Annotated in this window: 25 protein-coding genes; 18 read left to right on the top strand and 7 right to left on the bottom strand. The window is 30.9% G+C overall.

The window, feature by feature from the left end; genetic code table 11:
* Nucleotides 1-123: 123 nt before the first annotated feature.
* A complete protein-coding gene (locus ACTF45_RS05355) occupies nucleotides 124-477 on the bottom strand; it encodes a hypothetical protein (protein WP_438949499.1) in 354 nt (117 codons plus the stop codon).
* 178 nt (nucleotides 478-655) lie between these two features.
* Here ACTF45_RS05355 and ACTF45_RS05350 point away from each other — a divergent pair, with 178 nt between their 5' ends.
* The 4 genes from ACTF45_RS05350 (at nucleotide 656) to ACTF45_RS05335 (ending at nucleotide 2,081) form a co-directional block, all read left to right on the top strand.
* Complete coding sequence (locus ACTF45_RS05350; RefSeq protein WP_036930278.1) at nucleotides 656-859, top strand: hypothetical protein; 204 nt, start codon at nucleotides 656-658, stop codon at nucleotides 857-859.
* Nucleotides 860-1,141: 282 nt separating this feature from the next.
* Nucleotides 1,142-1,384, top strand: coding sequence for a lactate dehydrogenase (locus tag ACTF45_RS05345; protein ID WP_438949498.1), 243 nt, complete (start codon nucleotides 1,142-1,144; stop codon nucleotides 1,382-1,384).
* 69 nt (nucleotides 1,385-1,453) lie between these two features.
* Complete coding sequence (locus ACTF45_RS05340; protein WP_288348372.1) at nucleotides 1,454-1,666, top strand: hypothetical protein; 213 nt, start codon at nucleotides 1,454-1,456, stop codon at nucleotides 1,664-1,666.
* 7 nt (nucleotides 1,667-1,673) lie between these two features.
* Nucleotides 1,674-2,081 (top strand): OsmC family protein, encoded by a 408-nt coding sequence (locus ACTF45_RS05335; RefSeq protein ID WP_011132658.1) that lies wholly within the window; start codon nucleotides 1,674-1,676, stop codon nucleotides 2,079-2,081.
* Nucleotides 2,082-2,276: 195 nt separating this feature from the next.
* Here the strand turns inward: ACTF45_RS05335 and ACTF45_RS05330 are convergent, their stop codons facing one another.
* Complete coding sequence (locus ACTF45_RS05330; protein WP_438949497.1) at nucleotides 2,277-2,483, bottom strand: hypothetical protein; 207 nt, start codon at nucleotides 2,481-2,483, stop codon at nucleotides 2,277-2,279.
* A 132-nt stretch (nucleotides 2,484-2,615) separates the two neighbouring features.
* Here ACTF45_RS05330 and ACTF45_RS05325 point away from each other — a divergent pair, with 132 nt between their 5' ends.
* Nucleotides 2,616-2,801, top strand: coding sequence for a hypothetical protein (locus tag ACTF45_RS05325; RefSeq protein ID WP_288348375.1), 186 nt, complete (start codon nucleotides 2,616-2,618; stop codon nucleotides 2,799-2,801).
* Nucleotides 2,802-2,995: 194 nt separating this feature from the next.
* Here the strand turns inward: ACTF45_RS05325 and ACTF45_RS05320 are convergent, their stop codons facing one another.
* Entirely contained in the window at nucleotides 2,996-3,379 is a 384-nt protein-coding gene (locus tag ACTF45_RS05320) for a DUF1499 domain-containing protein (RefSeq protein ID WP_438949496.1), read from the bottom strand.
* Nucleotides 3,380-3,516: 137 nt separating this feature from the next.
* Between ACTF45_RS05320 and ACTF45_RS05315 the strand changes: the two genes are divergently transcribed.
* The 4 genes from ACTF45_RS05315 (at nucleotide 3,517) to ACTF45_RS05300 (ending at nucleotide 5,110) form a co-directional block, all read left to right on the top strand.
* Complete coding sequence (locus ACTF45_RS05315) at nucleotides 3,517-3,819, top strand: inward rectifier potassium channel (protein WP_288347376.1); 303 nt, start codon at nucleotides 3,517-3,519, stop codon at nucleotides 3,817-3,819.
* Nucleotides 3,820-4,472: 653 nt separating this feature from the next.
* Entirely contained in the window at nucleotides 4,473-4,613 is a 141-nt protein-coding gene (locus tag ACTF45_RS05310) for a hypothetical protein (RefSeq protein ID WP_288347378.1), read from the top strand.
* 9 nt (nucleotides 4,614-4,622) lie between these two features.
* Nucleotides 4,623-4,871, top strand: coding sequence for a hypothetical protein (locus ACTF45_RS05305; RefSeq protein WP_288347379.1), 249 nt, complete (start codon nucleotides 4,623-4,625; stop codon nucleotides 4,869-4,871).
* 92 nt (nucleotides 4,872-4,963) lie between these two features.
* Entirely contained in the window at nucleotides 4,964-5,110 is a 147-nt protein-coding gene (locus ACTF45_RS05300; protein ID WP_438949495.1) for a hypothetical protein, read from the top strand.
* 8 nt (nucleotides 5,111-5,118) lie between these two features.
* Here ACTF45_RS05300 and ACTF45_RS05295 read toward each other — a convergent pair whose 3' ends face one another.
* On the bottom strand, nucleotides 5,119-5,910 hold the full coding sequence (locus ACTF45_RS05295) for a metal ABC transporter permease (protein ID WP_438949494.1): 792 nt from the start codon (nucleotides 5,908-5,910) through the stop codon (nucleotides 5,119-5,121).
* 57 nt (nucleotides 5,911-5,967) lie between these two features.
* Here ACTF45_RS05295 and ACTF45_RS05290 point away from each other — a divergent pair, with 57 nt between their 5' ends.
* Nucleotides 5,968-6,363 carry a Fur family transcriptional regulator gene (locus ACTF45_RS05290; RefSeq protein ID WP_288347384.1) on the top strand — a complete coding sequence of 132 codons (396 nt, stop codon included), beginning with the start codon at nucleotides 5,968-5,970 and terminating at the stop codon, nucleotides 6,361-6,363.
* Nucleotides 6,364-6,377: 14 nt separating this feature from the next.
* Here ACTF45_RS05290 and ACTF45_RS05285 read toward each other — a convergent pair whose 3' ends face one another.
* Nucleotides 6,378-7,148 (bottom strand): ABC transporter ATP-binding protein, encoded by a 771-nt coding sequence (locus ACTF45_RS05285; protein WP_288347385.1) that lies wholly within the window; start codon nucleotides 7,146-7,148, stop codon nucleotides 6,378-6,380.
* 127 nt (nucleotides 7,149-7,275) lie between these two features.
* Between ACTF45_RS05285 and ACTF45_RS05280 the strand changes: the two genes are divergently transcribed.
* The 3 genes from ACTF45_RS05280 (at nucleotide 7,276) to ACTF45_RS05270 (ending at nucleotide 10,866) form a co-directional block, all read left to right on the top strand.
* Nucleotides 7,276-8,364, top strand: a complete 1,089-nt coding sequence (locus ACTF45_RS05280; RefSeq protein ID WP_288347386.1) for a metal ABC transporter substrate-binding protein — start codon at nucleotides 7,276-7,278, stop codon at nucleotides 8,362-8,364.
* An 82-nt stretch (nucleotides 8,365-8,446) separates the two neighbouring features.
* Nucleotides 8,447-9,805: a CobW family GTP-binding protein gene (locus ACTF45_RS05275; protein WP_288347388.1), complete on the top strand. Its 1,359-nt coding sequence runs from the start codon at nucleotides 8,447-8,449 to the stop codon at nucleotides 9,803-9,805.
* Nucleotides 9,793-10,866, top strand: a complete 1,074-nt coding sequence (locus ACTF45_RS05270) for a WD40 repeat domain-containing protein (RefSeq protein ID WP_288347390.1) — start codon at nucleotides 9,793-9,795, stop codon at nucleotides 10,864-10,866. The genes ACTF45_RS05275 and ACTF45_RS05270 overlap by 13 nt, the downstream gene beginning before the upstream one ends.
* 16 nt (nucleotides 10,867-10,882) lie before the next feature.
* Here ACTF45_RS05270 and ACTF45_RS05265 read toward each other — a convergent pair whose 3' ends face one another.
* Nucleotides 10,883-11,056 carry a hypothetical protein gene (locus tag ACTF45_RS05265; RefSeq protein WP_173028022.1) on the bottom strand — a complete coding sequence of 58 codons (174 nt, stop codon included), beginning with the start codon at nucleotides 11,054-11,056 and terminating at the stop codon, nucleotides 10,883-10,885.
* Between the two features lie 616 nt (nucleotides 11,057-11,672).
* Here ACTF45_RS05265 and ACTF45_RS05260 point away from each other — a divergent pair.
* Entirely contained in the window at nucleotides 11,673-11,816 is a 144-nt protein-coding gene (locus ACTF45_RS05260; RefSeq protein WP_438949493.1) for a hypothetical protein, read from the top strand.
* A 128-nt stretch (nucleotides 11,817-11,944) separates the two neighbouring features.
* Nucleotides 11,945-12,271, top strand: coding sequence for a DNA gyrase (locus tag ACTF45_RS05255; protein WP_438949492.1), 327 nt, complete (start codon nucleotides 11,945-11,947; stop codon nucleotides 12,269-12,271).
* Between the two features lie 211 nt (nucleotides 12,272-12,482).
* On the opposite strand, the gene ACTF45_RS05250 is transcribed toward ACTF45_RS05255, so the two are convergent.
* Complete coding sequence (locus ACTF45_RS05250; protein WP_288347397.1) at nucleotides 12,483-12,719, bottom strand: hypothetical protein; 237 nt, start codon at nucleotides 12,717-12,719, stop codon at nucleotides 12,483-12,485.
* A gap of 138 nt (nucleotides 12,720-12,857) precedes the next feature.
* On the opposite strand from ACTF45_RS05250, the gene ACTF45_RS05245 reads away from it, so the two are divergent.
* The 3 genes from ACTF45_RS05245 to ACTF45_RS05235 are packed head-to-tail and all read left to right on the top strand — an operon-like array spanning nucleotide 12,858 to nucleotide 16,106.
* Nucleotides 12,858-14,291: a circularly permuted type 2 ATP-grasp protein gene (locus tag ACTF45_RS05245; protein WP_438949491.1), complete on the top strand. Its 1,434-nt coding sequence runs from the start codon at nucleotides 12,858-12,860 to the stop codon at nucleotides 14,289-14,291.
* A 1-nt stretch (nucleotide 14,292) separates the two neighbouring features.
* The gene (locus tag ACTF45_RS05240) at nucleotides 14,293-15,249 is read left to right on the top strand and encodes an alpha-E domain-containing protein (RefSeq protein ID WP_288347399.1); all 957 of its coding nucleotides are present in this window, start codon (nucleotides 14,293-14,295) and stop codon (nucleotides 15,247-15,249) included.
* A complete protein-coding gene (locus ACTF45_RS05235; RefSeq protein WP_288347400.1) occupies nucleotides 15,246-16,106 on the top strand; it encodes a transglutaminase family protein in 861 nt (286 codons plus the stop codon). Before ACTF45_RS05240 ends, ACTF45_RS05235 begins: the two co-directional genes overlap by 4 nt.
* Nucleotides 16,107-16,270: the final 164 nt, after the last annotated feature.

Raw genomic sequence — 16,270 nt, 5'->3', positions numbered from 1 at the left:
ACAGGATTCTCAGGTTCTTTATTGTTCAATATTTTTAAAATAAAATTTAGATCAAATTATCACAATTTTTTTTTAAAACCAAAGAATGTAAAGTTCAAATTTCAGACAGATACAGCTAAGGTATTACATTATTCCTGCATTTCTCAAGAAAGCTTTACCTATATTTCCAATAACAAAAAATAAAGACAAATTAATCAAAAGAATGATTAATAATGCCAACATTTTATAGTTAGGATTTGATGAAATCCCATCAAATCCATCGTTGAGAACTCTTTTAAAAAGCGAATTGTCGTTAGTTACTGGTTTATCCCCTTCTAAATCAGATTTACCTTTTTCATCCTCAATCTCTTGATTACTTGCATTTTCAAGAAATTCAGTAAATGCTTTAACATTCTCCTCTTTATTACTTTCTTTCTTGATTTCGGAAGATGATTCAATTGAATTTTTCTCCTCAGGGATTTGCTTTGATTCTTCCAAATTTTAAATTTACGCTAGGGACATATTACACCATAAAAAAAACCCACTCGATCAAATGAAGAGAAGGTTAGTTAAGATTAAAGTTCTTAAACTTATATTAATTAATTTTGATGAGTTTTGCGATTAGAAACTTTTTTACTAATCAACAGAATTTTAAAAGTAATTATTAAAATAAACTATGCTTGATTCACAAACAATAAAAACCTGCAAGGAGAATCCAACAATAAGAGACATTAAGATAAAAAATATTGAGCATGCTATTGATCAAGCAGAAATGATGATCAAAGAATCAAAAATGAATCAAGAAGAATTAAGTTTTTTGAAAAGGAAAATATCTGATTCAAGGCAGGATCTGGAGATTCTTTATTTGATGAAAATTTAAATAAATAAATGTTTTTCAAAATTAAGTTTTAGTATATTTGGAGACTTAAGAATATATTGAATAATGATTATATTAAAAGAAAACAACATTATGTCAAAGAAAAGTATTTATATACCTATAAAAGTAGTTCCATATATATTTGTCTCAATTGCTGCTATTACTATTGCTGCTACTACAAATATAATTATTTAGTACTTAAGAACATTGTTTATGAATAACATATAAGATAATTCAATAGAACATATTAATTAATCAAAAAGATCAGATAAAAACAATAAATACATGAAAAATTTAAGGATAACTCTCGCTGTGATTTTTTTATCTATAGTCTTCCTTTTTAGTTTAAAAACATATCGTGATTTTGTTATTACTAGTGATTTAAAAAATGAAGAAAAAAATAAATTAAAAAAATCAGCTGAAATCTTGAATGAATGTTTTGATCTAGAAAACAAAAGTAAGAGAACTATAAATGAGTCGTTGAAATTGATTGAATATTGTTTAGAAGAATTTGGATCTGAAAAATAATTAAATTAGCATATGCTCAACTACTTATATCTTTTTAAAATAACTCACTTAGCATATATAAAAATGTTTATGGATAAAAAAAATATTAATAGATGGGAACCAACAAAACTTCAAATCGATAATATCATTCTTCCTGCCTATACCGACCTTTCTAAGAGATGTGTTTCTTATATTAATGAACTTGAATGCCCACCACAATACATAGCTGATATGTTGAGAGATTTAGCTGATGCAATAATGACTTCATATCCTGAAGTTAAAAACAATAGTTCTAATTTATAGTTTTTAAATGAGTAAAATCACATGTTCTTATTTAGGGGACTTAAAATGCGAAGCTAAACATCTCCAATCTGGGAATCTAATCACAACTGATGCACCTATAGATCATTGCGGTAAAGGTGAAAACTTCTCACCAACTGATTTACTCGCAACCTCTCTAGGCTCTTGCCTTCTAACGATAATGTCTATCAAAGCGAGATCAAATGGTTGGGAATTAAAAAATATTTATTTAGATATTGAGAAAATAATGACTAAGAATAAAGAAAGGAAAATAGCACAACTAAAAATAGATATTTATATTCCTGATGACTTATCAAAAGAAAAAATTGATTTTATAAAAAATGCTTCAGAAGATTGTCCTGTCACTAGAAATCTTTCTGAATCGCTTGATATTAAAATAAATTGGCATAACCAATAAACTTTACAAAAATAATTTTCAATTTTTAATAATACGATTATATGAAATACTTCATAGGAATAATTATTCTTTTACTTGGAATATTTATAATTACTGATTTAGCATTTAAAACTAGATATACCAGAAAAAGACTGTCCGATAAAAACAAGAATGAATAAGATTCTTGTTCTTATAAATTCATATATTAGAAATTATTTAGGATACTTTTCTAGACTTTCTATTATTTTTTTCAATCCATGATTTTTGCCTTTTGTTTAAATCTGAGATGTATGCTCGAGATTTTCTAGCTAATTGATTTTTTTTTTCTCTTTGCCTAAGTTGATTTAACTCTTGAATAGAATAGATTTTAGTATCTTTTTTATGCTTAAAAATACTTAAAAAATTAAGAAAATATTTTTTCATAGACTTAATCTACTATCTTTTGTCATTTTGCCAATAGATAAAAATTATTTTTAATAGATAATAAATTTAAAATTATTTTTGATTTATTTATATTTATCAATTTTTTTATCAATTAAATCGAGTAAAGGAATCATGAAATTAACATTTATGCCTACAGTGCACCATATGTATGTAAGACAAAATATCAACTTTATATATAAGTTAGAGGGTAAAGTAAGAAACAATTTAAAGAAGCTACCAATAAATAATATTAGTATTCCAATTTGCAATAATCCCTTAGCTATCCATAGAAAACCTCGTTTCCTTATGTTCTTATAAAACCAAAAAACAATAGCTCCAAAAATAAATAATAAAATTAGATTTATTATCATTTAAATCCTTTAAAAACACTTGTTAATAATAATGCTTTGGTTAAAGGAGATGATAAATAGAACATTTTTAAAATCATTAATATTAAAAATATTAATTTATTATCTATAAATATTTTTGAAAAACTATGGATTTAAATTAATTTAAAACAACTTCGATTTTAATAAATCAACTCTCTTTTGATTCACACCTAGGTCACTTTCACCGACTCTAGATTCAGATCTAACAAGCAATTTACGAGATTCAGGAACAAAAGATACTTCTAAATCGTCAACGTATTTCATCCATTTACTTGTTACTTCAGCATGAAGATAATCTCCGTCAAGTTCAACTATTACTGATCTTGGGGTATTCTCGATAATTTCTTTAACTTCTTTAAAAGGTTGTTCGATTGAGTCGACTTCCCATTCTTCTCTAACACAATGGGCTATTTCAACACACTCACTCAATTCAATGTGAGAAGCAAATGAAGCTGAGGGAAATATAAATCCTATGAATATAAAAAAACTTACAAAAAAGATTTTCATTAAAACAAGCATGAACTTTTCTTAATCTAACCAACAAAAATAAAAATTTGGTGGAATAATATTTAGTAAAATTTATATCTTATAGAAGAGCTAAAACTTCTAAGATTTAGAATTAAGTTTCAATAAATTTAAATATTTTGGAATTAACTGAATTAATAAAAGATTATATAGCCACAGAATTATTGTCTAGTACTGAACTTGACTTTCTAGAAGCAGAATTATGGGAAACCATTCAACATATTTCAGAGATAAATACATTAACAGCGGCCCCAAAGGATATATGCAGTAAATTAGAACTTAAAGAAAAATCTTGCTGGCAATTATGTTGTGCTGCAGTACTTGATTTTTCAAGACCTTTAAAAGAGAAAAATGAAAGAGTTGAAAATTTCAACAAATTATTAAATCAATATAACCTTGCAGCAAATAAAAAAGGCCCCTAAAGGGGCCTAAATTGGTTCTAATAAATCAAGTGTTTCCTTGTTTCCACTGATTTAATAAAACCTCTCCTACACACAGTTTAAATTTCACATAATTTTTTTAGAGAGTAAATACTTATTGGGCAAGTATATTAACTGTCACAAAGCTAAAAACCAAAAGTACTCAAACTATTATTCGAGTACTTATTACTATCAGAAAAATGTGTGTGAGGAGTTTCTGATTCAATTAATCTACAATTATTCGAATTAAAAAAGCCACGGTATTAATCCCTATTTATATTTATTTACTTATTAAAAAATAAAACTAGAATACTTGGATTGGTAAAAGATATTTTCAAATGAAAAAAAGATACAAGAAAGTAATTTACATTTTTACTACAATTGTCCTTATTTCAATTATTGGAGGAGTTGTAAAATATTCATTTAGGTACATTGACGAGAATCCTGATAAATATATTCCTAAAACAAAGCTAATAATAATTTAATTTTTTGTTTTTTAGATTTATTAAATTATGTTTACCAATTCCCTATTGTTTAAACTTAAACTCTGAATACTTAAAAAAATAACTAAGCTTAAAAAGAAATTATTTGAGTATAAATCCACTTTTCAAAATAAAAAATCTGTCTTATAAACTTCTCAATGATTGGAGGACTTTATGAAAAGAAAAAACACATTTTTTATAAATAAAGAAAATAATCAAGAAGACTTTAAAGCAAAACATAATTATCAAATAGTAGAAGAATATTGGAGGAAAAGAAAAAAAGATTGTGAAAAGAATCTCTCTAAATTTTGCTAACCAAAAATTATGAATTTTATTATTTCTATTTTTCTAGCTTCTGTTATGTGGGTTCAAGTTCCTCAATGGGAGGCTGATTGGTCAAAGTGTGCCGTAGATGTTCCGGATACTTCGTGTCATTGGTATGTCGCTGCACCAGATAATACCTTTGGAGAAGGATTTGATTGGGAAAGTGCTCCTTGGTTTGATGCTAACGGACTTCAAGATGTCGCAAAAATTGAGAAAGAGAGTGTAGTAGAAAAGCTTCAAAAAAATTAGATAATATTCAATTAATAAATTACATTATTAGCAATAAAATATTTATTTATTTCTAATAATATTTAAGATGAAAATGACTTTTTAATATTTCAATGCGCTTCAAAGTAAGTTTAAAAAAAGACGGCAAAGAGTTTGATGAAGTTGTGATAGCAAACAATAAGAAAGATGCTATTGAAGTGGCTTTAAGAAACAATCCAGAAGCGGAGGTCCTTAATTCTGATTGGACATTTAAACTTTGAAAAAAGTTTTAAAATTTATTTCCAATTTTTGGAATTATTAACGAAGCAACGCAAATAACACTTATTGCAGGACCAGGAGATAAGTTAAAAACAATTGAAAGAATAAAACCCAATAGAGAAATACAAAGTCCAAAGAATGAAGATCTCATCATTGCAATCCTAAGACTTTGTGCTTTATCAAGTCCTAATAAAGTAGGTGTTGAAACTAATGCAATTACTAAAATTACTCCAACAGCTGACATTGAACTAACGATAACTAGTGCCGTCGTGAAACTTAGAGCTAGGTTTAACAAAGACACATTTATTCCACTAGCTGAGGCGCCCTCTGGATCTAATCCGACATATACAACTTTTTCATATCCTAACGTTACTAAAAAAATGAATGTTAGAAAAGCAATAATTGTTCTTAACAAATCGCCAAGGTTTGCGGTTAATAAATCCCCAAATAATACTGCCTCTAAATCAATTCTTATCCCAAGAAGTGGAATTAGTAAAACCCCAAAACCAAGCATACCAGCAAGAATTGTATTCATAACTGCTTCATAGTTTTCACTTTTCTTATTAGTTAAACTCTCTGCAATAATTGCACCAACAAGACCACTTATAACTCCTCCAATTGATGGATGAATACCTAGACCTAGAGCTAGAGCTAGTCCCGGTAAAACACAATGAGAAATTAAATTTACTTGTAATAGTCTTCTATGAGTAATCAATACTGTTCCCATAGCTGGGCATAAGATTCCAGAGAAAATAGTAATTATTAAAGGAACAAACCACCAACTGCTATTAATAAAAGACATTAATCTAAAGATTCGGTATGATCAAAAATACGGTACAAAAAAAAGATTTCGGAAACAATGGTAACTAAGCCTGACATTACCAAAAGACAAGAGCAACTTCTTGAAGAACTTAATAAATGTGATGATGAACTGAGCGGTCAAGAGTTGCATAGACAATTGATTGAAAGCGGAAAAGTAATGGGGTTGACAACTGTTTACAGGAATCTTCAAGTTCTGATAAAGCATGGTTTAATACGTTCTAGACATCTCCCAACAGGTGAGGTTCTTTACACTCCCGTAGATAGAGACATTCATCATTTGACCTGTGTTCAATGTGGTGAGACATCAAAAATGGAAGGGTGCCCTGTAAAAGATATTCATACACCCAAAACAAATCCAAAGAAATTCCAATTGTTGTTTCATACCCTCGAATATTTTGGACTTTGCCAGAACTGCTATCAAGCACAAAGTTAAAACTAAATATTTTTTTAATCACAACAATTATTATCCTCAATTGAGCTGATATTTATATCCTCTAATTTATCTTTTATAGAATCAGGACTTCCAGAGGCCAATACAGCTTTATCCAAAACAATAACTTGATCATAACTATTTAACGAGGTACCCCAATCATGACTGCTTACCATTAAAGAAAGACCAGCATCAGCAAGTTGACGAACAATTTTTAGAAAATCCTCTTTTGCAGGTGGATCTAAAGCTGCACAAGGTTCATCAAGAAGGAAAATTTTTGCTGGAGACATTAATGTTTTGGCTAATAAAGCTCTTTGTTGTTGTCCACCAGATAAAGAATCAAGCCTTCTGTTAGCAATATTTGCGATGCCGACTCTTTGCATTGTGGCCTCTAATTCGCAGCATTTATTAATCCATGCATTAGGGTTGGCAAGAAGTGCTTTTATTTGAAAAGGACTACTACTTTTTGATTTTGAGTATTTTATTTGTCCTAATGAAACTAGTTTTTCTACAGTTATTGGAAATTTCCAATTCATTGAGCTTCTTTGTGGCATGAGTGCCACCTGAGATCTTTGTCTAATTAACTTCTCCCCGTCAATTGTTATCTGTCCATTATCAGGAACACATTGTCCCTGCAATATTCTTAAAAGAGTAGATTTGCCAGCTCCATTTGGTCCTACTAGAGCAGTCAATGTACCTGGTTCAACTGTTACGGAAACTTTACTTATAGCGGGGCTTACATTTTTTGAATATGAATAAGATAAATTTTCAGCTAAGAGTAGTGACATTATTGTGCGAATTTACAACCCCATAATATTTTAATTATGGTAAATAATTTACTTTAAAAACATTTTATACCTAAACTTGCATATAAAAATGAAAATGATTATCATTTTAAAATATCTATATTTTTTTATGTCAATTTTTAAGAGAATTTTTTCAAGCTATATATCTCATAAAAAAGTATCTATCCGAAATTCACTTATCGCTAGTACGGCATTATTCTCAATAACAACAAACGTTGCCTTTGCTGAAAGTAAAAACTATGTAGCAGTTGAGCCTCTTACCTGCGATATCGTTAAATCAATAGCACTCCCTTCGGATGAAGTTACCTGCCTAGTAGACAGAAAACAAGATGTTCATGATTTAAAAATTTCGCCTAAACAGGCCAGATTATTAAAAAAGGCAGATAAAGTTTTTACTTTAGGGACAGAAATGACACCCACAATGAGGAATTGGGTGAAGAAAAATAGCACTGTTGTTTTAGGCGTAAGCGCAATTGATATTGACGATCATAGCGACCACGATGATCATGGACACTCAGCAAAGAAACATGAAGAACATGATGACCACGATGATCATGGACACTCAGCAAAGAAACATGAAGAACATGATGACCACGATGATCATGATCACGGAGGCGTAGATCCACATGTCTGGCATGATCCTCATAACATCATCAAGATGGGTAAAGTCGTATCGAAAAGTCTTAAAAAAGATGTGCCCGAAAGAAAACTACGTAAAGCTATCTCTAAAAGATTCAAAACTTTTGATAAAACCCTAGAAGATCTTGACAAATGGATTGTTAAACAAGTATCTACAATCCCTTCTTCAAATCGTGTAATTGCCTCAAAACACAAAGCTATGGATTATTATGGCGATGCATTTGGTTTTGAAACGATAAGTTTATTAGATTTCATAGGTCATTCATCTAGCCTAAGGCCTCAGAACATATCAAAAGTTTTAAATGAGTTAAAGGAAGAAAATGTCAAAGTAATATTTAAGGAGCAAGAACCTGCTTCAAAATTAGTTAATAATTTAAGCAAGCAAAGTTCTATCCCACTTTCTTCTAATCAAATTTTTGTCGATGGACTAATGATGGAAGGAAACACTATCACTGTGGCAGTTCATAACACATGCACTATCGTCAATGAACTTGGTGGCTCATGTGATGAAACAACAGGTTTTGATTTAGAAAGTAACTGGGGATCACTTAATCAATAAAAATTTTATATAAAAACGGTTTTCATTTCGATTTTTGACTATTATATTTTTGGTTAGCATTACATTTTAAAAACATCGCACAATGAGTATTAAGGACAAGGTACCTGTCACCATACTTACTGGATTTTTAGGATCAGGGAAAACGACTCTCCTTAATAGAATATTAAGTGAAGAGCATGGTAAGAGAATCGCTGTTATTGAGAATGAATACGGTGAAGTTGGGATAGATCAAGGTCTTGTAATAAATGCTGATGAAGAAGTATTTGAAATGTCTAATGGTTGCATTTGTTGTACTGTTCGCGGAGATCTTATTAGAGTCCTTGGTAATTTAATGAAAAGAAGGGATAAATTTGACTACGTTTTAGTTGAAACAACTGGATTAGCTGACCCTGGTCCTGTTGCTCAAACATTTTTTATGGATGAAGAAATTAGTTCTGAATTCACACTTGATGGAATAGTTACATTAGTTGATGCAGCTCATATTGATCAACAACTTGGGCGTAGTGATGAGAGTTCTGAACAAGTGGCATTTGCAGATGTCTTAGTCCTTAATAAAACTGATTTAGTCTCAGATGATGCTCTTGATAACCTTGAATCAAGATTAAGAGATATGAATCGAATGACTCGTATTATTCGAGCAGAGAAAGCAGAGGTTCCTATTGAGACAGTTTTAAATTTGAGTGCATTTGATCTTGACCAAATTTTAAAGCGTAGACCAACTTTCTTAGAACCAGAATATCCTTTTGAATGGTCAGGAGTTTATGAGCTTGAGCCTGGAAAATATGAATTAAAACTTGAAGAAGGGCCTGATCCTGAAATGTCCTTAGTAGCTTTTGCTAATCAAGGATTTAGTGAAGAAGAATTAAAAGAGGGTGCAGAAGCCTCTGTAAGACTTTATGCAGAAAAAGCTAAAAATTTAGAACCTGGAAATACTATTCCATATGATGAGCATATAAGTCTTAAATTGCAAAACAAAGGATCTAAATCTTTTATTTTGGATGTTGTAAAAACGTCAAAAGTTGGATTGTTCACACAACATACTGCTGAAGAATTCAATATGAAAGTGCTAAAAATAGATTCCCAAAATAATGTTAAGGAAATTCCTTTTAAAATTGAAAGAAATTGGGTCGCAGAACATGAACATGATGATGAAGTTGGATCAATTGCAATAGAGCGTTTTGGGGATGTTGATCCTGAAAAGTTGAATACTTGGATGGGAAGACTTCTTTCCGAGAAAGGAGTTGATATATTCAGAACAAAAGGTTTTATTAGTTATTCTGGCAACCCACGCAGAATAGTATTTCAAGGAGTTCATATGTTATTTACTGCCCAACCAGATAAAGAATGGGGAAATGAACCACGAAGAAATCAACTCGTGTTTATTGGAAGAAATCTAAATGAAAAAGAAATGCAAGAGGGATTTGATAAGTGCCTGATATAGAACCTTTCAGCCCTAGAGGCATGTTTCATGAAGGATGGTCTGCTGAAGTTGATGATTATGCAATAGTTTGTGGTTGGGCTTTAAAAGGGAAACTCTTTATCGTTGGAGACGTAGTTGGAGGGCTTTATGGGTTCGAAGGAGATACAGGAAAGCTTATTTGGAAAAAGGATGAAGCCCATTCCGGAGGTCTTCTTGCAATGTCTATCCATCCGAATGGAGAGATTTTTGCAACTTCAGGGCAAGACGGAATAGTTCGAATATTAAATTGCAATAATGGGGAGGAAATTAAAGCCATTAAACTTGGTAAAGGTTGGGTAGAACATTTAAGTTGGTCAAATGGAGGTTTATATTTAGCCGTAGCTTTTTCCAAAAAAGTATATGTATTTAATCAAGATGGTAATGAACAATGGGGTTCAGAAGAACATCCGAGTACAGTAAGTGCCATATCGTGGTCGAATAAGAATGAGTTAGCAACTGCATGCTACGGACGCGTAACTTTCTTTGATATAGCAAACAAAAAGACTAATCAGAAACTTGAATGGCAAGGTTCACTAGTTTCGATGCAGTTAAGCCCTGATGGAGATATTGTCGCCTGTGGGAGTCAAGATAATTCGGTACATTTCTGGCGTAGATCAACTGGACTTGATGCTGAAATGACAGGTTATCCTGGAAAGCCTTCTCACCTTTCCTTCGATGATAGTGGCATGCTATTAGCAACTAGTGGTAGCGAAAGAATTACAGTATGGAGTTTTTCAGGAAATGGCCCAGAAGGAACGATGCCAGGAGAATTATGTCATCATACTGAACCAATTTCTAGCCTAGCTTTTTCTAACAAAGGTTTGCTAGTAGCTTCAGGTTCAAGAGATGGTTCAGTAGTCGCTAGTTTTCTTAAAAACGATGGAAATGGGGATCCTGTTGGAGCTGCTTTTGCTGGAGATTTAGTTGGAGATATTGCTTGGAGACCCGATGACTGCGCTTTAGCAGCAATTAATGCTAAGGGTGTTGTAACCGTTTGGAATTTTAAAGTCCGAACAAGTTCCTCTTCAAAAGGGTTCAAGTAATTTCTAGCTTATATATTTACCAATAATTAGTTTTCAAATGTCTCTCAATACAAATCACTTCGCAATCATTATCAATACCTTTTGGATGAATATCGCAATATGAGAGACATTGTAAATATTCATCTACGGGATTATTTTTATTATTATTAATATCATTATTGTGATTATTTTGAATTTTTGAATTAGTCATAAATAGATTTCCTCAATTCATTTAGGGTTAACATAAACGAGAGAGATAAGAAAAGAAATAAGCAAAACTTACTAAAATACTAAACAAGAAATATATAAAATTTAAAACTTAAAATAAACAAATTTATTATTACTATCGGACATTATGGATTAAAAATCAATGCGTATAAAAACGGATTGTTTTTTTAAAAGTTTTTAATTAATTTGTGATTGTTGAGTTTTAGGAGGTCTTTCAAAATGATCGATAGCCTGCCTGCAATTTCGGAATAATTCCGAACTAATTTAATTAACTGCTCCAATTATTTTTTATTAATGTCTGAACTTACTTCTTTCGCATCGTTTAGGTGCCCTACAAGAAAAAGTTCAATTCTAGAGTCTTTGCCCCAGTTAAAAACTATTAGTTTATTAAGGTTATTTTTAGCTGAAAAATAATTAACAACAAGGATCAATGATTTAGGCTAGTTGTTAATTTTGATAGATAAAATAAGTAAGAGAATAAAAGGAGAGCTTTTAAAAGCTCTCTTTTTTATTTGGGCTAAAAAAACAAACTTTGGCATTATTATATTTTTTTAGCTATCTATTGTAATAAGAAACTTTATTTGGATAGATATAAAATAATGTCAAAAAAACTTAGATTTTTTTCTGATTTATTAGCTAGAACTGTTAATGAAATCGAATACAAAAATGTTCTTAAAAAATTAAAGAAACATGATCTTATAGCAGATGTAGATGATCAGAGATCACACCATTTTTATTCATAGTGAAGGGGACTAAATTGAACCATTGGTATAAATCTTATACTTCAAAAATCTTACTTTGGCTAGAAGTCTTATTACAAAATAAATTTTTTATATTTCTAATAATAAGAAAAATAATTTTGTTTTAATCCATGAATAATTACTATTGTCCATACTGTAATCCCAAATATCAATTTCAAAAAAAATCAACATCTGGAGAATTAATATGTGGTTTATGTGGTGACCCTTTAGTAAAAAAACCATTGATTAAAATTAATCAAATAACTGCTATTATTGCCTCCTTATCGCTAGTACTTCCATTAATTTACACGTTTATTATTTTAATTAAAAACCAAATAAATCCTCCTAGTAGAAACTACAATGCAAGTACAAATTTTATCGAGAAAAATTCAAAAACAAAATTTTATCAACCCCTACAAAGTGATTTACTTAAACAAGAATCATCATCTTCAATTTGATTTTTATAACCAGAATTATTTAACTCTTTATTCATAATTAATGGTTTAACATATTCTTTACAATGCTTTTTACATCCTCCATTAAATGAATCGTGAGCTTGTAAAAAGTGAGTATTTGTTAAAAAGATAATTAAGATTAATTTAAAAGTTTGTTTTATTTTGGATTTCATTTTTAGTAAATTATTTACCAAGCCTGGATTGATATTATCAACTAATTCCAAGGAGTGTTAATCAATCCCCAAATATCAAAAAAGAAAAATAAAATTGCAATAGCAACTAAATCCCAGGCCCTCTCCCTAAAAGCCCAAGGAGCTATAAAAACTTCTCCCAAACCATGAAGTGCAGCTCCAGTAGGTAGATGATCTAAAACAAGTAAACTATGAGAGAGAATAAAAAGTAAACTCGCAAAATATCTAAAAAAAACAAATTGCCAATTGCCAGAATTCATATTTTTTACATTTTTAAGAAATATAGTTCAATGCATAAAATATTGAAATAGATTTAGTTTATGGATATTTCTTTTTGTAGTTTTAAATACTAAATATCGTCCCAAGCTAAAGTAAAAAGTTAACAAATGAAGAGATATATGTTTTCAAATTATCGTCCTAAAAATAATTATGATGAATACTTTAAAGATAATTTAAATTCTGCCAGAGAAATTTTAACCCCCTTATTATCTTCCTTAGATAACATGGGTTTAGAAGAACTAAACAGAAATCATTCGGCGGCCAAGAAGTTATTACTAAGACATGGAGCAACTTTTAGGTTAAACGACACAGGCGTAAAAGGTACAGAAAGAATATTACCTTTTGACCCTTTACCAAGAATAATAAGTAAGCACGACTGGATAACCTTGGAAGAAGGCTTAAAGCAGAGACTTGAGGCAATAGATCTTTTCTTAGATGATATATATAATTCTCAAAATATAATTAATGATGGAATAATTCCAAGGGAACTAATTGAGAGTTCAGATGGATGGAGGCCTCAAATGTTGGGTTTTAAGCCTCCATTAAACAAATGGTGTCAAATATCAGGACTTGATTTAATAAGAGATGGTCAAGGTACTTGGCATGTTTTAGAAGACAACTTAAGATGTCCTTCTGGTGTGGCTTATTTTTTAGAGAATAGATTAGTGATGAAGAATATCTTCCCTAATCTTTTCTCAGGCAGGATAGTTAAACCTATTGATGAATACCCATCATTTTTATTAAAGACTCTCCAAGAACTAGCTATTTGGACTGATACACCAAAAATAGTTTTATTAACACCTGGGATTTTTAATAGTGCATATTTTGAACATAGTTATTTAGCTCAAGAAATGGGTATCCAATTAGTTCAAGGTCATGATTTAATTTGTAATGATGAATATGTTTACTTAAAGACTACTTCTGGATTAAAAAGAGTAGATGTAATTTATAGAAGGATTGATGATGATTTTTTAGATCCTATAAATTTTAGAAAAGATTCATATTTAGGCGTTAGTGGTTTACTAGATGTCATGAAGGCAGGTCATGTTGCTGTTGCGAATGTCCCCGGGACAGGAATAGCAGATGACAAAATGATTTATTCTTTTGTCCCTAAAATGATCAAATATTTTCTTGATGAAGAACCAATAATAAAAAATGTTGAAACCTATATTTGTTATTACGAAAAGGATAGAGAATATGTCTTAAAGAACCTTCCAAAACTTGTTGTCAAATCAGTCTCTGAAGCTGGTGGTTATGGAATGTTAATTGGTCCTCAATCAACTACAACTGAGATAAATGAATTCTCAGATAAAATCAAAAAAAATCCTAGAAATTTTATAGCTCAACCTACTCTAGAACTTTCTACAGTTCCCTCATTATGCAATGGTGAACTTTATCCATGTCACGTTGATTTAAGACCTTACATTTTAAGGGGAAAGGATTCATGGGTAAGTCCAGGAGGTCTAACTAGAGTTGCTTTAAAAAAAGGTTCATTAGTAGTCAATTCTTCTCAAGGAGGGGGTTGCAAAGATACATGGGTTGTAGGAAATTAGAATGCTTTTAAGTCGGGTAGCTGAATCTCTTTATTGGATTAATCGTTATTTAGAACGTGCGGAAAATATATCTCGTTTCGTAGAGGTTAGTGAAGCAATGTCTTTAGATTGTCCACCAGGCAGTGCTGAACCATGGCTGCCTCTTATTGATGCTTCAAGTGATAGAGAAACATTTGATTCTAGATTTCCTGAGAAAAAACAGGATGATGTTATTAATTTTTTAATTAGGGATCGAATAAATCCCAACAGCATAATCTCTTGTATCCAATTGGCTAGAGAAAACGCTAGGCAAATAAGGGATGTAATGACATCTGAAATGTGGGAACAAATAAATATCTTATATTGGAATTTACAAGAAGGGGAATCTATATGGGACCTTCCAAGGCAGGAGCAATTAAGCGAAATAAGAAGAGGATGTCAGTTGTTTTATGGCATTACAGACGCCACTCTTAGCAAAGATCTTGCATGTCAATTTAGTATTTTAGGTAGATTAATAGAGAGAGCTGATAAGACATCTAGGATCTTAGATGTAAAATATTACTTATTACTTCCAAGCTTAGATGAGCTCGGAGGAGTCCTGGATGAGTTGCAGTGGATAGCTCTTCTTCGTTCGGCAGGTGCTTATCAAATGTTCAGGAAAGCAGAGCAAAATTCTATCCAGCCGAATTCAGTAGCACGATTTCTCTTACTAGATAATAATTTCCCAAGATCTGTTAGATACTGTTTGGATGGTATAAGTAATACTCTAAAAATGATTAATACCTCTCCAAGTTCAGATAATCCCTCAAAACTTGAGTGCATGAGGGGTTTACTTAAAGCAAAGTGGAGTTATATCAGAATTGAAGATATAATTAATGACGGACTACATGAGGCTATTGATTCCTTACAAATTGATTTAAACAAACTCCATAATCTCATAGAAGATAAATATTTTATAAATAAAGAATTTGATCAATGAAAATTAAATATATCCATAACCTTGAATATTCCTATGAAGAATCAGTTCAATTGGGGGAACATCGATTATGTATCAAGCCAAGATCGCATGGATTTCAAAGGCTAATAAACTTTAATTTAAATATTTCTCCAAATCCTAAAATTCTTTATCCTTTACTTGCCGCCAGTGGTGAAGAGATTAACAGAATTACCTTTGAGGGATATACCGATTCATTATCTATCAAAGCAATAAGCGAGGTTGAGACACTTAAACATCCTTGCATTCTTGATGGTGTAAAAGAAAGGGACCTTACATTACCCTTTTGTAGAAGTATCATTAATAGAGATCTTCAGGGTGCTTTGGAAGGATGGATGCCAAATGGGCAGCATGATCCTTCTGCTGTTGAATTAGCGCAAGAGTCATTAGCAGGAAGTAGCAATAATGCCTTATCTTTTACATTTCAACTTATAGAAATTATTCAGGATCGAGTTAAGTATACGAAAAGACATACTGGCCCAGCATGGCCAGCAAGCAGGACTCTCAGAGAAAGGGTTGGTTCATGCAGAGACTTAGCAATGTTAATGGTTGAGTCATGCAGATCAGTCGGAATTCCAAGCAGATTTGTTAGTGGTTATCATTTTGAAGATCCTCTACCAAAAGAATTTGAATTACATGCATGGGCTGAATTATATATCCCAGGAGCAGGGTGGAGAGGTTTTGATCCAAGCGGTAAAGGATTAATAGACGAAAGGTATTTAACATTAGTATCTTCTTCAAAATCCAACCTAACGGCAGTGATTACTGGAAACTTTAGAGGCAAAACAAACCTTAAGAATAATTTAACCTGGGAAATAAAGCCTTTAGAAATTTGTAATTAATTAAGCCTTTTAATCTTTAAAATGATTTTGAAGGATATTTAAAAAATAATCTTAATTATTAATTTGATAGAGGTGTTCCCTAAATGGTGTTAACTGATACGTTATCTTCAAAATATATCTGTTTTCATTTAATTAATATTTCAAATAAATTGAACTCAACTTTA

It is taken from the genome of Prochlorococcus sp. (assembly GCF_965655815.1).
GTDB classification, from domain to species: Bacteria; Cyanobacteriota; Cyanobacteriia; order PCC-6307; family Cyanobiaceae; genus Prochlorococcus_A; species Prochlorococcus_A pastoris.
The sequence above is the reverse complement of the archived record's forward strand: the minus strand, read 5'-3'. Positions and strand labels throughout refer to the sequence as shown.

What these genes read in the sequence shown, in the direction of transcription:
- ACTF45_RS05280 (WP_288347386.1), top strand. Translation starts at nt 7,276, where the DNA reads ATGTCAATTTTTAAGAGAATTTTTTCAAGCTATATATCTCATAAAAAA.
- ACTF45_RS05310 (WP_288347378.1), top strand. Translation starts at nt 4,473, where the DNA reads ATGAAAAGAAAAAACACATTTTTTATAAATAAAGAAAATAATCAAGAA.
- ACTF45_RS05295 (WP_438949494.1), bottom strand. Translation starts at nt 5,910, where the DNA reads ATGTCTTTTATTAATAGCAGTTGGTGGTTTGTTCCTTTAATAATTACT.
- ACTF45_RS05290 (WP_288347384.1), top strand. Translation starts at nt 5,968, where the DNA reads ATGGTAACTAAGCCTGACATTACCAAAAGACAAGAGCAACTTCTTGAA.
- ACTF45_RS05305 (WP_288347379.1), top strand. Translation starts at nt 4,623, where the DNA reads ATGAATTTTATTATTTCTATTTTTCTAGCTTCTGTTATGTGGGTTCAA.
- ACTF45_RS05275 (WP_288347388.1), top strand. Translation starts at nt 8,447, where the DNA reads ATGAGTATTAAGGACAAGGTACCTGTCACCATACTTACTGGATTTTTA.
- ACTF45_RS05255 (WP_438949492.1), top strand. Translation starts at nt 11,945, where the DNA reads ATGAATAATTACTATTGTCCATACTGTAATCCCAAATATCAATTTCAA.
- ACTF45_RS05240 (WP_288347399.1), top strand. Translation starts at nt 14,293, where the DNA reads ATGCTTTTAAGTCGGGTAGCTGAATCTCTTTATTGGATTAATCGTTAT.
- ACTF45_RS05350 (WP_036930278.1), top strand. Translation starts at nt 656, where the DNA reads ATGCTTGATTCACAAACAATAAAAACCTGCAAGGAGAATCCAACAATA.
- ACTF45_RS05325 (WP_288348375.1), top strand. Translation starts at nt 2,616, where the DNA reads ATGAAATTAACATTTATGCCTACAGTGCACCATATGTATGTAAGACAA.
- ACTF45_RS05340 (WP_288348372.1), top strand. Translation starts at nt 1,454, where the DNA reads ATGGATAAAAAAAATATTAATAGATGGGAACCAACAAAACTTCAAATC.
- ACTF45_RS05250 (WP_288347397.1), bottom strand. Translation starts at nt 12,719, where the DNA reads ATGAATTCTGGCAATTGGCAATTTGTTTTTTTTAGATATTTTGCGAGT.
- ACTF45_RS05235 (WP_288347400.1), top strand. Translation starts at nt 15,246, where the DNA reads ATGAAAATTAAATATATCCATAACCTTGAATATTCCTATGAAGAATCA.
- ACTF45_RS05245 (WP_438949491.1), top strand. Translation starts at nt 12,858, where the DNA reads ATGTTTTCAAATTATCGTCCTAAAAATAATTATGATGAATACTTTAAA.
- ACTF45_RS05345 (WP_438949498.1), top strand. Translation starts at nt 1,142, where the DNA reads ATGAAAAATTTAAGGATAACTCTCGCTGTGATTTTTTTATCTATAGTC.
- ACTF45_RS05330 (WP_438949497.1), bottom strand. Translation starts at nt 2,483, where the DNA reads ATGAAAAAATATTTTCTTAATTTTTTAAGTATTTTTAAGCATAAAAAA.
- ACTF45_RS05265 (WP_173028022.1), bottom strand. Translation starts at nt 11,056, where the DNA reads ATGACTAATTCAAAAATTCAAAATAATCACAATAATGATATTAATAAT.
- ACTF45_RS05300 (WP_438949495.1), top strand. Translation starts at nt 4,964, where the DNA reads ATGCGCTTCAAAGTAAGTTTAAAAAAAGACGGCAAAGAGTTTGATGAA.
- ACTF45_RS05335 (WP_011132658.1), top strand. Translation starts at nt 1,674, where the DNA reads ATGAGTAAAATCACATGTTCTTATTTAGGGGACTTAAAATGCGAAGCT.
- ACTF45_RS05320 (WP_438949496.1), bottom strand. Translation starts at nt 3,379, where the DNA reads ATGAAAATCTTTTTTGTAAGTTTTTTTATATTCATAGGATTTATATTT.
- ACTF45_RS05260 (WP_438949493.1), top strand. Translation starts at nt 11,673, where the DNA reads ATGTCAAAAAAACTTAGATTTTTTTCTGATTTATTAGCTAGAACTGTT.
- ACTF45_RS05285 (WP_288347385.1), bottom strand. Translation starts at nt 7,148, where the DNA reads ATGTCACTACTCTTAGCTGAAAATTTATCTTATTCATATTCAAAAAAT.